This is a genomic window from Nocardia sp. bgisy134 (genome assembly GCF_057708325.1).
In genome coordinates this window covers 204,491-218,599 of sequence record NZ_JBYIRW010000004.1, presented here as the reverse complement: position 1 = coordinate 218,599, position 14,109 = coordinate 204,491, and the positions used below count along the sequence as shown (strand labels likewise).

General features: G+C 67.6%; 8 protein-coding genes and 1 pseudogene. 7 read left to right on the top strand and 2 right to left on the bottom strand.

All coding sequences use genetic code 11. From position 1 onward, the window contains the following. Positions 1-193 precede the first annotated feature (193 nt). The 6 genes and pseudogenes from AC3ERS_RS09935 to otsB all read left to right on the top strand — a co-directional run bounded on the left by AC3ERS_RS09935 (position 194) and on the right by otsB (position 10,051). Positions 194-1,099 (top strand): universal stress protein, encoded by a 906-nt coding sequence (locus AC3ERS_RS09935; RefSeq protein ID WP_431965803.1) that lies wholly within the window; start codon positions 194-196, stop codon positions 1,097-1,099. Positions 1,100-1,277: 178 nt separating this feature from the next. Next, positions 1,278-3,095 (top strand): sensor histidine kinase, encoded by a 1,818-nt coding sequence (locus AC3ERS_RS09930; RefSeq protein WP_431965801.1) that lies wholly within the window; start codon positions 1,278-1,280, stop codon positions 3,093-3,095. Positions 3,096-3,164: 69 nt separating this feature from the next. Next, positions 3,165-4,082 (top strand): ABC transporter ATP-binding protein, encoded by a 918-nt coding sequence (locus tag AC3ERS_RS09925; protein WP_431965799.1) that lies wholly within the window; start codon positions 3,165-3,167, stop codon positions 4,080-4,082. Further along, entirely contained in the window at positions 4,079-5,689 is a 1,611-nt protein-coding gene (locus AC3ERS_RS09920) for an ABC transporter permease (protein ID WP_431965796.1), read from the top strand. Before AC3ERS_RS09925 ends, AC3ERS_RS09920 begins: the two co-directional genes overlap by 4 nt. A gap of 187 nt (positions 5,690-5,876) precedes the next feature. After that, a pseudogene (locus AC3ERS_RS09915) lies at positions 5,877-5,996 on the top strand (hypothetical protein); the annotation flags it as partial. Between the two features lie 86 nt (positions 5,997-6,082). Then, positions 6,083-10,051: a trehalose-phosphatase gene (otsB, locus tag AC3ERS_RS09910; protein ID WP_431965794.1), complete on the top strand. Its 3,969-nt coding sequence runs from the start codon at positions 6,083-6,085 to the stop codon at positions 10,049-10,051. A gap of 35 nt (positions 10,052-10,086) precedes the next feature. Here the strand turns inward: otsB and AC3ERS_RS09905 are convergent, their stop codons facing one another. Then, positions 10,087-11,493: a wax ester/triacylglycerol synthase domain-containing protein gene (locus AC3ERS_RS09905; protein WP_431965792.1), complete on the bottom strand. Its 1,407-nt coding sequence runs from the start codon at positions 11,491-11,493 to the stop codon at positions 10,087-10,089. A gap of 224 nt (positions 11,494-11,717) precedes the next feature. On the opposite strand from AC3ERS_RS09905, the gene AC3ERS_RS09900 reads away from it, so the two are divergent. Beyond that, a complete protein-coding gene (locus AC3ERS_RS09900; RefSeq protein ID WP_431965790.1) occupies positions 11,718-13,040 on the top strand; it encodes a phosphoribosyltransferase family protein in 1,323 nt (440 codons plus the stop codon). Positions 13,041-13,203: 163 nt separating this feature from the next. Here AC3ERS_RS09900 and AC3ERS_RS09895 read toward each other — a convergent pair whose 3' ends face one another. Further along, a complete protein-coding gene (locus tag AC3ERS_RS09895; protein WP_431965788.1) occupies positions 13,204-14,049 on the bottom strand; it encodes an alpha/beta fold hydrolase in 846 nt (281 codons plus the stop codon). Positions 14,050-14,109: the final 60 nt, after the last annotated feature.

The following is a 14,109-nucleotide window of genomic DNA, read 5'->3' as shown; positions in this document are numbered from 1 at the left end:
CTATCCCTCAGCGCATGTGCTCACCTCGGCGGTGACCGTTTCATGTGACCAACTGTGCGGATCCGCCTGTTAGGGCCGAAAGTCGCCGGGAAGAAGGACCAACGACTTCCCACGCCCGGACCGGCTTCGGTGTGTGGCGAAGGTCCTTCGGGTTGGAGCATCGAGGCCCTGTCCGCGTCCGAAGGATTCACTCATGCTGGCAGTCATGGGATCCGACATTCGCGTTGAACCCGCCGAGAACGCCTCCGCCGTCCCGGTCGCGTTGTCACCGGTCGTCGCCGGGGTCGATGGATCGGAATTGGCAGTGCGGGCAGCGTACTGGGCCGCCGTCGAAGCCGACGCACGGCAGGCCCCGGTGCACCTGGTGCATATCGCCACACGCGACGAGGTCGGCGTGGAAGGCATGGAAGTGCTGCTGGCCACTCGCCAGGCCGTGCTGGACAGATGGAGCCGGACTTCGCAGCGTTCGGCGCCGGTGATCGAGCCGCAGGTGCTGGTAGGCGACCCCGCCGTCCGGCTCGAAGAGTTGTCCGCGACAGCGGCCCTGCTGGTAGTCGGCGACACCCAGGCAGGACCGTTGGCAGGCATTCTGCACGGCTCGGTAGCGGCCACACTCGCCGGCGCTTCGCGGTGCCCGGTCGCGTTGATACGACCTTTGCACAACGCCGCGTCTGCGGTCGGTCCGGTGCTGGTCGCGGTCGAGGACACCGTCTCCGCGGAGCAGACGCTGCCCGCGGCGTTTCGCGTTGCCGCTACCCACCACAGTTCGCTGCTGGTCGCCGATCTCCGCCACCGCGCCGTGGCCACGGACGACCTCGACGCCCTGATCAACCGTTACCGCGAGCAGTTCGCGACCGTGACAACACAGTGCGCGACGGTCGCCGGTGATCGCCACACGGCGCTGGAACGTCTCAGCGCCGCCGCGCAACTGCTGGTGATCGCCCGCGACGAGCACCACCGATGGCGAGCGCACCTGAATCCGATGCTGCACCTGGCCCTGCATCACACGCACTGCCCGGTGCTGGTGGTGCCACAGGGCGGCCGGGCCGCCACCGGCAGCGAACACCTCGGCCGACACCGCACCACAACCGTTGGATAGGCCGCTGCTCGGTCGGTCCACGCTGTTGCCGCTACCGCGGCGGCCCATCGTGTGCATCCACCGTGGAGCCGGGGTGAACAGCCGCCGCGACGCATGTGCGAGAACGCGCCTCTGTGTGACCGGTGGCGATCTTCTACGGTGGGTATCGCACGGCTCGAGCGATGGCGGGGATGCCAGAATGCTGGGTATGCATGGTCCATCGTGCGACTTCGGCCCAGACGACAGGCCCCCGGTGATCGGAACGTTGGCCCCGTCCCGCTTACGCGAGCTGCTGGCCGAGGTTCAAGACCGCATCGCGGAGATCGTCGGCGTGCGCGACCAGATGGATCGGCTCATCGAGGCGATGTTGGTTGTCACCGCAGGCCTGGACCTGGACAACACGCTTCGAACGATCGTTCACACCGCGATCGAGTTGGTCGATGCCCGCTACGGTGCCCTCGGTGTCCGCGAAACCGACAAGAGCTCAAAGCAGTTGGCCGAGTTCGTATACGAGGGTATCGATGACCGCACGCGGGTGATGATCGGTGATCTGCCGCGTGGGCACGGTGTGCTCGGGCTGCTGTTCGAGCAACCCAAACCGATCCGGCTGGCAGATATGTCCGCACATCCGTCATCGGTCGGTTTCCCCGCCAATCATCCACCGATGAGCACGTTCCTCGGTGTGCCTGTCCAGGTACGCAACGAGATCTTCGGCAATCTGTACTTGACCGAGAAATCCGGCGGCCAGGAATTCACCGAAGACGACGAAGTGGTCGTGCAGGCCTTGGCCGCGGCCGCCGGTATCGCCATCGCCAATGCTCGCCTCTACGAAGAATCCCGGATCCGCCAGCAATGGCTGGAAGCCACTCAGGATGTCGCCGCTGTCGTGCTGGCAGGCGGGGACCCGGACGAAGCGCTCGAACTGATCACCGCCCGCGCGTTGACTTTGACCGGGGCGGCCTGCGCCTATCTCGCCTTGCCCGAGGATCCCGACATGCCGTCGGAGGAAGTCGGCGAACTGGTCGTGGTCTCGGCGTCCGGACTCGACGCCCAGCAGATCGTCGGACAGCGGATCCCGGTTCGGGGGTCGCGCACCGGCGCGGCGTTCCGCGACGAACAGTACGTTCCCACCGACGAACCCTGCGGTGAACCGGAGCTGGATTCGCCGGTGAAGTACGGGCAGGTGTTGACCTCGCCGCTGCGGGCGGGGCAGGCGGTGATCGGCGTGCTGGCCACCCTGCGCTCGGCCGAGATGCCCGCGCTGGATGCCGCAGGACAAATGATGATGGCAGGGTTCGCCAACCAAGCGGCGCTGGCGTTGCAGTTGTCGAACACCCAGCGCCGGATGCGCGAACTCGACGTCGTCTCGGAACGCGACCGCATCGCCCGCGATCTGCACGACCACGTCATCCAGCGGTTGTTCGCGGTCGGGCTGTCGCTGCAGGGGACCGCGCAGCGCGCTCGAGCGCCGGAGGTCAAGTCCCGGCTCAGCGAGACCATCAACGACGTGCAGACCATCGTGCAGGACATCCGCCACTCGATCTTCGATCTGCACTCCAGTACCTCCGCCGAAGCACCGATCCTGCGCAAGCGCTTGCACGCTGTGGTGGCCGAGATGACCGCCGAAACGGACCTGCGGACCTCGATCCGGCTGGCCGGACCGGTCTCGGTGCTGACCTCCACCATGTTCGACCATGTCGAAGCAGTGCTTCGAGAGACACTCAGCAACGTGGTCCGGCACGCCCACGCCAGCGCGGTCTCGGTCAAACTCACCATCGGCGACGACGTCATCCTCGAAATCACCGACAACGGCATCGGCCTGCCGGAAGACATTCCTCGCCGAAGCGGACTGGCCAACATCGCCGCGCGCGCCTACGAGGCCGGTGGAACTTTCAGCGCCGGTCGAGGCCCCAGCGAGGGGACCGTCATTCGCTGGTCGGTCCCGCTACCCCCGGTGTCGTCCGGTGGCGCCCATATCCCTCACGCCACGACGCCGGACAACGCCACCGATCGGTGATCCGACGCGCTCGGATGGATACTCTGTGAGAGATCCGAAGACGCGATTCACCGACCCAAGGATGCCGCGATGACCGGGGACGCTGCTGTTTCGATCGTGGCCCTGACGAAATCGTTCGGCGCGACCAAAGCCCTCGACGGCTTGGACATGACCGTGCACACCGGTGAGATTCACGGATTCCTGGGGCCGAACGGTGCGGGCAAGACGACGACGATCCGGATCCTGCTGGGACTGCTGCGCGCCGACTCCGGCACAGTGCGCTTGCTCGGTGGAGACCCCTGGACCGACGCGGTCGCGCTGCACGCCCGGTTGGCCTATGTGCCCGGCGAGGTCACCTTGTGGCCCGGGATCACCGGCGGCGAGGTCATCGACTTGATGGCGCGCTTGCGCGGCGACATCGACCGGCGGCGTCGCGACGAACTGCTGGACCGGTTCGACCTCGACCCCCGGCAGAAGGCGCGCGCGTACTCCAAGGGCAACCGGCAGAAGGTCGCGCTCGTCGCGGCGCTGGCCTCGGACGCGGAACTGCTGCTGCTCGACGAACCGACCGTCGGCCTCGACCCGCTCAAGGAGGCCGAATTCCAGCGTTGCATCGCGGAAGCGAAGGACGAGGGCCGGACCGTGCTGCTGTCCAGCCACATACTCGCCGAAGTGGAGGCACTGTGCGACCGGGTGAGCATCATCCGTCTCGGGCGCACGGTGGAATCCGGCACGCTCGCCGAACTCCGGCATCTGACCCGCACCACCATCACCGTCGAAACCGCCCGGCCACCGACGGATCTGCACACGGCGGCGGGTGTGCACGATCTGGTCCGCAACGGCACACACGCCAAGTTCGCGGTCGACGCCGCTCACCTCGACACCGCCATGCGCATACTCGCCGATCTGGGCGTGCGTAGCCTCACCAGCGCACCACCGACCGTCGAGGACATTTTCTTGCGTCACTACGGCGCCACTCCGGAGCAGACGGGAAAGGACGAACCGTGAACGCCCTCGCGACGCCGCTGCGGGCGAACACCTCCGGCGTGGCCACGTTGTTGCGATTCGCGTTCCTGCGCGAGCGATTCACGCTGCCGTGCTGGCTGCTCGGCGCGGGCGCGCTGATCACCCTGCAGTCCCTCGGCAGTCAGCGTTTCTATGACACGCCCCAGAAGCTGGCGCAGATTCGCGAGACGATGAGCGCGAGCGCGGCCACCATCGCCATGGGCGGACCGACCCGGCTGCTGAACACGATCGGCGGCGAGATCGTGTTCGAGGTCTTCGCTTACCTGGCGGTCGTGGTCGTGTTGATGAATATGTTCCTGGTCGGCCGGCACACTCGTTCGGACGAGGAAACGGGGCGGGCGGAATTGCTTCGTTCGGCGCGGGTGGGGCGCTGGGCTCCCGCTGTCGCCTCGATCGCACTGGCCGGGCTGGCCGATATCGCCGTGGTGCTGGTGGTCTTCGCCGCCGCGGTGGGTACCGGGCTTCCGATGGCCGGGTCGCTGCTGCTGGGTGTCGTCACCGCGGGAGTCGGGGTCACCTTCGCCGGAGTCACCGCCGTCGCCGCGCAGGTGTTCGAGAACCCACGCACCGTGTACGGGGCGGTCGGGCTCGCGCTGGCGGCCGCGTATGTGGCACGCGCGGTCGGAGATGTCGGCAACGGAGTCGCCTCCTGGACCTCACCCATCGGGTGGGGCCAACGCAGCTACCCGTACACGGGTGACCGGTGGTGGACGGTGCTGTTGTTCGCTGCCGCGACCGCCGTGCTCACCGCCGTCGCGTTCTTCTTGCTCGACCGGCGTGACTTCGGCGCGGGACTTCTCCCCTACGGCACGGGGCGTGCGACCGCTTCTTGGGCGCTGGGGTCGCCGCTGGGCTTGGCGTGGCGGCTGCAGCGCGGGTCGCTGGCGGGTTGGGCGGTCGGCGTTGTCGCATTGGGCGCGGCGTACGGTTCGTTCGCGGACAGTATCGAGGACTTTCTCACCGACAACCCTGAGATCGCCGCCTACCTGCCGGGCGGCGCCGCCCAAGCGGTGGATTCGTATCTGTCACTCGCCATGTCGATCGTCGCGCTGCTCACCGCCGCATACGGCGTCTCCAGTGTGCTGCGCGCCCGTGGGGAGGAGACCGCGGGTCGCGCGGAGCCGATCCTGGCCGCACCCGTGAGCCGAGATCGCTGGCTGGCGAGCCACCTCACCGTCGCGTTGGCCGGCAGTGTGTTCGTGCTGTTCTGCGGGGGCTTCGGCGCCGGGCTGTCCTACGGCTTGTCGATCGCCGACGCCGTCCAGCCGCTTCGATTGACCGGTGCGGCGCTCGCGTCCGCACCTGCGGTCTGGTCGATCGTCGCGATCGCGACGATCGCCTGTGGCTGGACGCCGAGGGCCGCTGTCCCGCTGGCGTGGTCGGTCTTCGCCTACTGCGCGGTGGCCGCCCTCTTCACGACTGCCTTCGACCTGCCCGATTGGTTCGACGATGCCTCACCCTTCACACACGTTCCGAGGACGCCGCTCGAAACCGTGACCGCCGCACCGATACTCGTCGTCACCACGATAGCGGTGGCCGGGCTGGCGGCCGGATTCGCCGGGTTCCGCCGCCGCGACACCGGATACTGACTGCGACGTGGGGGTCTCCGGTTGACGACAACTGCTGATCCGGGAAACCGGAGTGCTCAGTGCCCCGGTCGGCGATCGTGGGGCTGTCGACTCGAGGATTTCCGATTGTGGGCGCCATGGTGTCGCCAGGTGTCTTTCTCGGGTTGCGGGACTGTGCTGACTCGGACGTGGCACTTGGCAGTTCCTCGCCGAACGGGTCGCGGGCGCCCGGCGTGTGCTCGATCTCGGGTGCGGTGACGGCTCGCTGCTGGCGGTGGTTGCTGGATGCGGCCGGTCAGTTCGCGCACGACCGCGCGGCCGCGGGTGAGTTCGGTCAGGTGGGCGAGGGGCAGGTGGATAGTCGGCGGCTTTCGGCTCTTGCTGCCGCCGGGGCGATCGGTTCACGCTGAAAGGGTGGTCGGCAGCGACTCCGCGGTACTGATCGATTCCCGCCGCTATGACGCGGTGATCTTCGATATGGACGGGGTCGTCACCGATAGCGCGTCCATTCACGCCGCGGCTTGGGCACAACTGTTCGACTCGTTCATGGCCCGTCGTGCACCGGCCGAAGGTGAGGATCTTTCCGCGTTCACCGACAGCGACTACCTGCGCTGTGTCGACGGCAAGCCTCGCTACGACGGCGTCGCCGATTTCCTTGCCTCACGGGGTATTTCGTTGCCCTGGGGTGAAACGACCGATTCCGGGGAAGCCGAGACGGTATGCGGGCTGGCCAACCGCAAGGACCGCATCTTCCACGACCGGCTCGCCCGCGACGGGGTTCGAGTCTTCGAATCCACGATCGCGCTGGTCGGGAGGCTGCGTGCGGCGGGCATCGGCGCCGCGATCTTCTCGGCCAGCCGCAACTGTCTTCCGGTGCTCACTGCCGCGGGGATCGGGGATTTGTTCGAGGTCCGGGTCGACGGTCTCGTCGCCGAGGAGCTCGGGCTGACGGGGAAACCGGATCCGGCGATGCTCGCCGAGGCGGCGCACCGGCTGGGGGCCGCGCCGGATCGGACGGTCGTCGTGGAGGATTCCGAGGCCGGGGTGGCGGCCGGACATCGGGGTGGGTTCGCGCTGGTGATCGGCATCGATCGGGGTGGGCATGCCGAACGCCTGCGGGCCGGTGGCGCCGATGCTGTCATCGATGATGCGGCGCGGGTGGCGCTGCGAGGCGGGTTCCGGCGGATCTCGCAGCTGCCGGATGCGCTGCGGTCCTGGACGCGTCTGGTCGATCTGCTCGACACCGAAACACCCGCGGTGCTCCTGGATTTCGACGGGACGCTGTCCGACATCGTCGCCGATCCGGCGGCCGCGGCCCTGGTCGAGGGGGCAGGCGACGCGCTGGCGAAGCTCGCCGCGCTGTGCCCGGTCGCCGTGGTCAGCGGCCGCGATCTGAGGGATGTCCGCGACCGGGTCGGGGTGCAGGGGATCTGGTACGCCGGAAGCCACGGCTTCGAGTTGCTCGCTCCCGACGGCACCCGGCATGTGCACGACGCCGCCGCGCCGGGGGTCGAGCAGGCGCTGAAGCGGGCCGCGGAGCGACTACGTGAACGGGTGCGTTCGGTCCCGGGAGTTGTGGTGGAGCGCAAGCGATTCGCTGTCGCTGTCCACCATCGCCGTGCGGACCTCGACGATGTCGGTCCGGTCGTGGCGGCGGTGCACGAGATCGCGCGGGCGACCGGTTTGCGGGTGAGCACCGGGCGCAAGGTCACCGAGCTGCGTCCGGATGTGAACTGGGACAAGGGTACTGCGCTGCGGTGGGTTCTGGAGCAGCTCACCGTCCCGGTGCTGCCGATCTACCTCGGCGACGATCTGACCGACGAAGACGCCTTCGACGCCGTCGAACCCGATGGACTCGGCATCGTGGTGGGCCACGGCGAGAACGGCGATCGACACACCGCGGCGCGCTTCGCCGTGACCGACCCGGCGGCAGTCGGTGTCTTCCTGGACCGTCTGGCCCGCCAGTTGAGCGCCGCGGCGGATTCCGCAGCATCCGATGCCTGGCTCTTCACCTTCGACGGGTACGACCCCGGGCGCGAGAAGCTGCGTGAGGCACTGTGCACCGTCGGCAACGGCTATCTCGCGGTCCGCGGGGCCGCCCCGGAATCCCGAGCCGGAGAACACCACTATCCCGGCATGTACGTGGCAGGCGTCTACAACCGGCTGCGCGACGAGATCGCCGGGCACACGATCGACAACGAGAGTTCGGTGAACCTGCCGAACTGGCTGCCGGTGACCTTCCGAATCGAAGACAGCGACTGGTTCGACATCGATTCCACCGAAATCCTGTGCTACCGCCAGCAACTTGATCTGCGCCGCGCCGAGCTGATCCGCCGGTTCCGGATCCGTGACAGCGCCGGGCGCATCACCTCGGTGACCCAAAGACGGTTCGTCGCCATGCATCGTCCGCATGTGGGCGCGCTGGAGACAACGATCGCCGCCGAGAATTGGTCGGGTCGGCTGATCATCCGATCGGCCATCGATGGCAATGTCCGCAACAGCCTGGTCGCGCGTTATCGTGACCTGTCCGACGAGCATCTCACGGCGGTACGGACGCGACCGCTGTCGCCGGACTCGGTACTGCTGGCAGTCCGCACCAATCAGTCCGAAGTCTCGGTGGCTATGGCGGCCCGCACCTCGCTGCGCGAAACAGTTTGTGCGGCAAGAGAACTCGTGGATCGCGACGGCCTCGTAGGACACGATCTGACCGTCGAAATCGACGCCGGTACCTCGGTCGTGCTGGAGAAGATCGTCACGGTCTTCACCGGACGTGACCGCGCGATCTCCGCACCCGACGATGCGGCCGTCCGCTGGCTCGCCGCCACCGGTGGTTACGCGCAACTGCGCGAGGGCCATGCCGATGCGTGGGAGCAGCTGTGGCGGCGGTTGCGCTTCGATCTCGACGGCCGCGAGCACGCGGTGCGGATCCTGCGGCTGCATCTGCTGCACTTGGTGCAAACCGTCTCACCCAACAGCACCGATCTCGATGTGGGTGTCCCGGCGCGCGGTCTGCACGGTGAGGCCTATCGCGGGCATGTGTTCTGGGACGAGCTGTTCGTCTTCCCGGTGCTGAATCTGCGGTTCCCCGCCGTGACCGAAGCGCTGCTGCGCTACCGATACCGCCGCCTGCCCATGGCGCGACAGGCGGCCGCCGCGGCCGGGCTGAGCGGAGCGTTGTTCCCGTGGCAGTCGGGAAGCGACGGTCGCGAAGAAAGCCAGCGGATGCATCTGAACCCGCTGTCGGGACATTGGAATCCGGATCCGAGCAGGCGCGCGTACCACAGCGGAATCGCGATCGCCTACACCGTTTGGCAGTACTACCAGGCCACCGGGGACCTCGAATTCCTCACCGCTTGCGGAGCCGAACTGCTGGTGGAGATCGCTCGATTCTGGGCGAGCCTGGCGACCTACGATGCCACGCGCGACCGCTACACGATCCGCGGTGTGATCGGTCCCGACGAATTCCATTCCGGGTATCCGCAGGCGCCCGAGGCAGGCATCGACAACAACGCTTACACCAATGTCATGGCAGCCTGGGTGATCCTGCGGGCGATAGACGCTCTGGACCTGCTCGCCCCGCGCACGCGGACCGAATTGCTGCAATCACTATCCGTGCCGCCTTCGGAACCGCCGCACTGGCACGATGTCGCCCGCCGCATGATCGTCCCGTTCCACGACGGCGTCATCAGCCAGTTCGAAGGCTACGAGCAGTTGGCCGAACTGGATTGGGACCTTTACCGGCAGCGCTACGGCGACATTCAGCGGCTGGATCGCATCCTGGAAGCCGAGGGCGACAACGTCAACCGCTACCGCGCGGCCAAACAAGCCGACGTGCTGATGCTGTTCTACCTGCTCTCCGCCGACGAATTGCGAGACCTGCTTGCCCACCTCGGATACGAGCTGCCCGGCGAGATGATCCCACGCACCATCGACTACTACCTGGCGCGCACCTCGCACGGCTCGACGCTCAGCGCCCTGGTGCACGCGTGGGTGCTCGCGCGAGCCAACCGCGACCGCGCGGTGGAATTCTTCGACCTCGTCCTCGAATCCGATGTCGCCGACATTCAGGGCGGCACCACCGCGGAGGGGATTCACCTCGGCGCCATGGCGGGCAGTATCGATCTGTTGCAGCGCTGCTTCGCCGGGTTGGAGATCCGTTCCGACCGGCTGATCTTCTGTCCACACTGGCCCGTCTCGCTCGGTGCGCTGTCGTTCCCGATCGTGTATCGCGGCCACCGCCTGACCGTGCGCGTCAGTGGCGACAGCATCGAGATCAGCTCCGATCCCGGCGCGTCACCGCCGATCGAGATCGACTGCCGTGGTGAGATCGCACGCCTCGCGCCGGGGGAGACGCTCCGTCTGCCGCCGGAACCAGGAACCTGACGGACTCTGTCGCCGGGCAGGTGCCTGGAATCCGGTCACCGATGGGAGCGGTGCCGATCGAGGGGTTCGGCCGTGACGTCGGCACCGGCTTCCCGGTCGCGCGCGTCTGCGAGACCCAGCACGGTGGCGAATCCGGTGGCTAGGCAATCGGTCAGGTTCGCGATGTCGGGGACCGCGGCGGAGTCGGCGTTGACGCCGATGTAGCAGGTTCCCGCGTGCGACATCAAGGTCACGTTGACGGCCGTGCCGATGGTGGGGCTGAAGGCGTACATCCGATCGATCCGCGCCCCGGCGAGGTAGAGAGGCACCGGGGAACCGGGGACGTTCGAGGCGACGAAGTCGACGTGTTTGAGCATCCCGGTGACCATCGCGACCGGCAGCCGGTTGAACGCCGCCGCGACGGCGCCGGACAGCGGTATCGCCGGCTCGCGTCGCCAACCATCGACCGTGCCGTTGACGGCCCGCATCAACTCCTCGGGAGCGAGGATGTCGACCGGCAACGAGAAACGCGCGAGAGTGATCCGGTTGCCGCCGAGCGGATCATCGGCGGTGCGAAGACTGATCGGCATGGTCAGCCGCAGCCGACCGATCTTCGCCCCGTACCGGTAGTGATAGATGCGTAGTCCGATGATCACCGCGGTCAGGAAAGCGTCGTTCATAGTGCAACCCGCGGCCCGCGCCGCGCGGTGCAGCTGCTCGACGGGCACATCGAGCACCGCCAGCCGACGACCCAGACCGCGCTCGGTCATCACCGGCGACATCGTCGCGGTAATGGGCTTGACCAGGCGAGCCAGCGAGGCCGCGAGCGTGACGCCGTCGCGTGCCGCCCGCGCGGGATGCGCGACGACGCGCCATGCGATCTGCCGCGTCGTACGGATCCCGCCGCGGACAAGATCCGAACCCACCGACCGATTCCACGCCACGATGTCACGCAGCACACCGTCGCTCTCGCGCGGCGGCTCGGGCGGATGGCCGCGATCGGTCTCGGCTCGATCGACGTCGAACAGCGCCGTGGCGATCTGAATGCCGCCGATGCCATCGGTGAGGCTGTGGTGCACTGTCATCACCAGCGCGCAGCCACCCGTCGAACCGCTGAGCAGGGTGATGCGCCACAGCGGGCGGGCCGGATCGAAGGCCGTCATCGCCTCGGTGCGCGCGAATTCGAGGACCGTCGACATGTTCGCCGATGCCGGCAACGCCGCCCGTCGCAGGTGCCAGGACAGGTCGAAACCTGGATCGAGGGCCCAGCGCGGCGGAGTCAACCCGAACGGCGCGATGACCAGCCGATGCCGCAACTTCGGCACGAGACGGGTGCCACGCTCGATCGTGCGCACCAGCCGATCCCAGTCCGGATCGGTATCGAGGACCAGGACCGAGACGATCGTCGAACGCAGGACCGGATCCCGCTCCATCTTCCACGAGAACAGGTCCGATTGCGACATGTGAGATTCGCGGGGGCCCATCGTCTGTTGCCTTCGTGTTCGTCGTAGTTCCGTACTACCAAGTCTGCTCGCTCCGCTGATAAGGGCATAGGTCATCTGCTGCCGGTGTCGATGGCCCCTGCCGCAGCGCCCGACGCGGGAGCACAGTGGTAGTTACCAGGCCGCGTGTACGTTGACGTAGCACGGGAAAGTCCATGTCGAGAGGATCCGTGAAGGTTTTTGCGATGTTGTTCGATGACCGCCGTGACGCCGGACGCCAGCTGGCGCGGCGGCTGGAATACCTCCGCGGCGAGGATGCCGTCGTAGTCGGCCTGCCGCGGGGCGGAGTCCCCGTCGGTTTCGAGATCGCTCAGGCTCTGGATGCGCCGCTGGATGCGATCGTGGTGCGCAAACTCGGCGTCCCCTATCAACCGGAACTCGCCTTCGGAGCGATCGGCGAGGACGACGTCCTCGTGATCAACGACAACGTCGTCGCCCACACGAAGCTCACGCCCGAGGAAATGGCGACGGTGGAGCGCCGCGAACGCGAGGAACTGGCGCGACGTGTCGAACTGCTGCGGCGCACACGCCCGCGTGTCCCGCTGGCGGGTCGCACCGTAATTGTCGTCGACGACGGCATCGCCACCGGTGCCACAGCGCGGGCCGCCTGCCAGGTGGCGCGGGCGCACGGTGCACGCCGCGTCGTGCTGGCCGTGCCGGTCGCGCCCGGCGACACGCTGGCGATGCTGAAGGACGAATCCGACGAGCTGATATGCCTGCACACACCGACTCGGTTCGGCGCCGTCGGCTTTTGGTACCGGCGGTTCGGCCAGGTCCGCGACACCGAGGTCACCGAGCTGCTGCGCCGGTCGTCCGATCATCCGCGGGAGCTACAACCAGGTTCTGCGAGCGATCCGCCCCTGTGCGACGACGAGGTGCGCTTCCGAGCCGGAGAGGTCGAACTGACCGGGCATCTCACCATTCCGGAGAACCCGATCGGGATGGTGGTGTTCGCCCACGGCAGCGGCAGCAGCCGTCACAGCCCGCGCAACCGCTACGTGGCCGAGGTGCTGAACCGATCCGGGCTGGGCACGCTGCTGTTCGACCTGCTCACCGTGGACGAAGAGGGTTATCGGGCACGGGTTTTCGATGTCGAGCTGCTGTCGCGGCGACTGATCGAAGCCACCGTCCGGCTGACCGGTCGAGACGAGGCCGCCGGCCTGCGGATCGGATACTTCGGAGCCAGTACCGGTGCCGCCGCGGCGTTGCGGGCGGCGGCCGCCCCTGACGTGCAGATCGCCGCGGTGGTATCGCGCGGCGGCCGACCGGATCTCGCCGGTCCGGCACTGGCCGCGGTGCGCGCACCGACACTGCTGATCGTCGGCGGTGACGACCATGCCGTGCTGGAGCTGAACCGCCGCGCAGCGCAGGAGATGTCGTGTGAGACAGCGCTGGAGGTAGTGCCCGGCGCCACACATCTGTTCATGGAACCCGGCGCACTGGAGCAGGTCGCCGAACTCGCCCGCGACTGGTTGGTCGGCCGGCTGTCGCCCGAGCCCGGCGCTTGATGACCAGCCAGTTCCTACTGGCCTGGTTGCCGCCGATCATTGGAGGCCGTGCGCTTGCTCGAGCTTCCGCCGGCGGAGCGAAGAAGGCAGTTTGCACGAATACGACACCGGGTGGCCTCCGGCAGAGGCCACCCGGCAAAAACGTGGAGGAGCGGTGAGAGCCTTAGACGACCGCGGGGCGGCGGGCGGCGTTGTCGGCGATGGCCGCGACGATTTCGTCGAACAGCGGCGCGGGGATGTCGTGGCCCATCGCCTGGAAGGGCAGGTAGATCGATCCGGGGATCGCCGCGTGGGTGGCCTCGCCGCCGGCGATCTTGATGAGCGAATCCTCGGCGCCGTGAATGACCAGCGCGGGCAGCTGCAACTGCTGGAGGCGCCTCCTGCGGTCGGGAGCGATGACGGCCGCGGTCACCTGGCGTGCCGGGCCGTCGGGGTGGCGCGCGCGGTCGTAGGCCTGGGTCGCGAGCGCGCGGCGGCGCTCCCTGTCGGCGTAGGTCTTCGAGCCGATGAGGGTGTAGAGGTCGACGGTCTGCTCGATCGCCTCCTCACGATCCGAGGGCAGCGGTTTGGTCAGCTCTTGGAGTACCTCCCCATCGGCCATGCCGATGCTGATGTGCGGGGTGCTCATGATCGAACACAGCGACAGCACCCGCGCGGGGTGCTCGATCGCGAGTAGCTGGGCGACCATCCCGCCCATCGAGGCGCCGACGACGTGCGCCTGCTCGATGCCGAGATGATCGAGCAGCTCGACGGAGTCGCGCGCGATCGCCCTCAGGAAGTACTGGCGCGGCGTGATCTTCCACTCGGTCAGACCGCTGTCGCGGTTGTCGGGACGGATCACCCGGTAGCCGCGCTCGCCGAGGCGGTCGACGATTTCCTGGGGCCAGTGGATCAGCTGCGAGCTGAGCCCCATGATCATCAGCAGCGGTTTCCCCGACGGATCACCCTCGTCGCGGTAGCACATCCTGACCTCGGACAGATCAGCGAATCGGTCGCGCTCATCGATCATGACAAACCTCCCGAAAGTTGTGTACGACGATGGCAAACATACAGCAAGCAGTACGTTGTG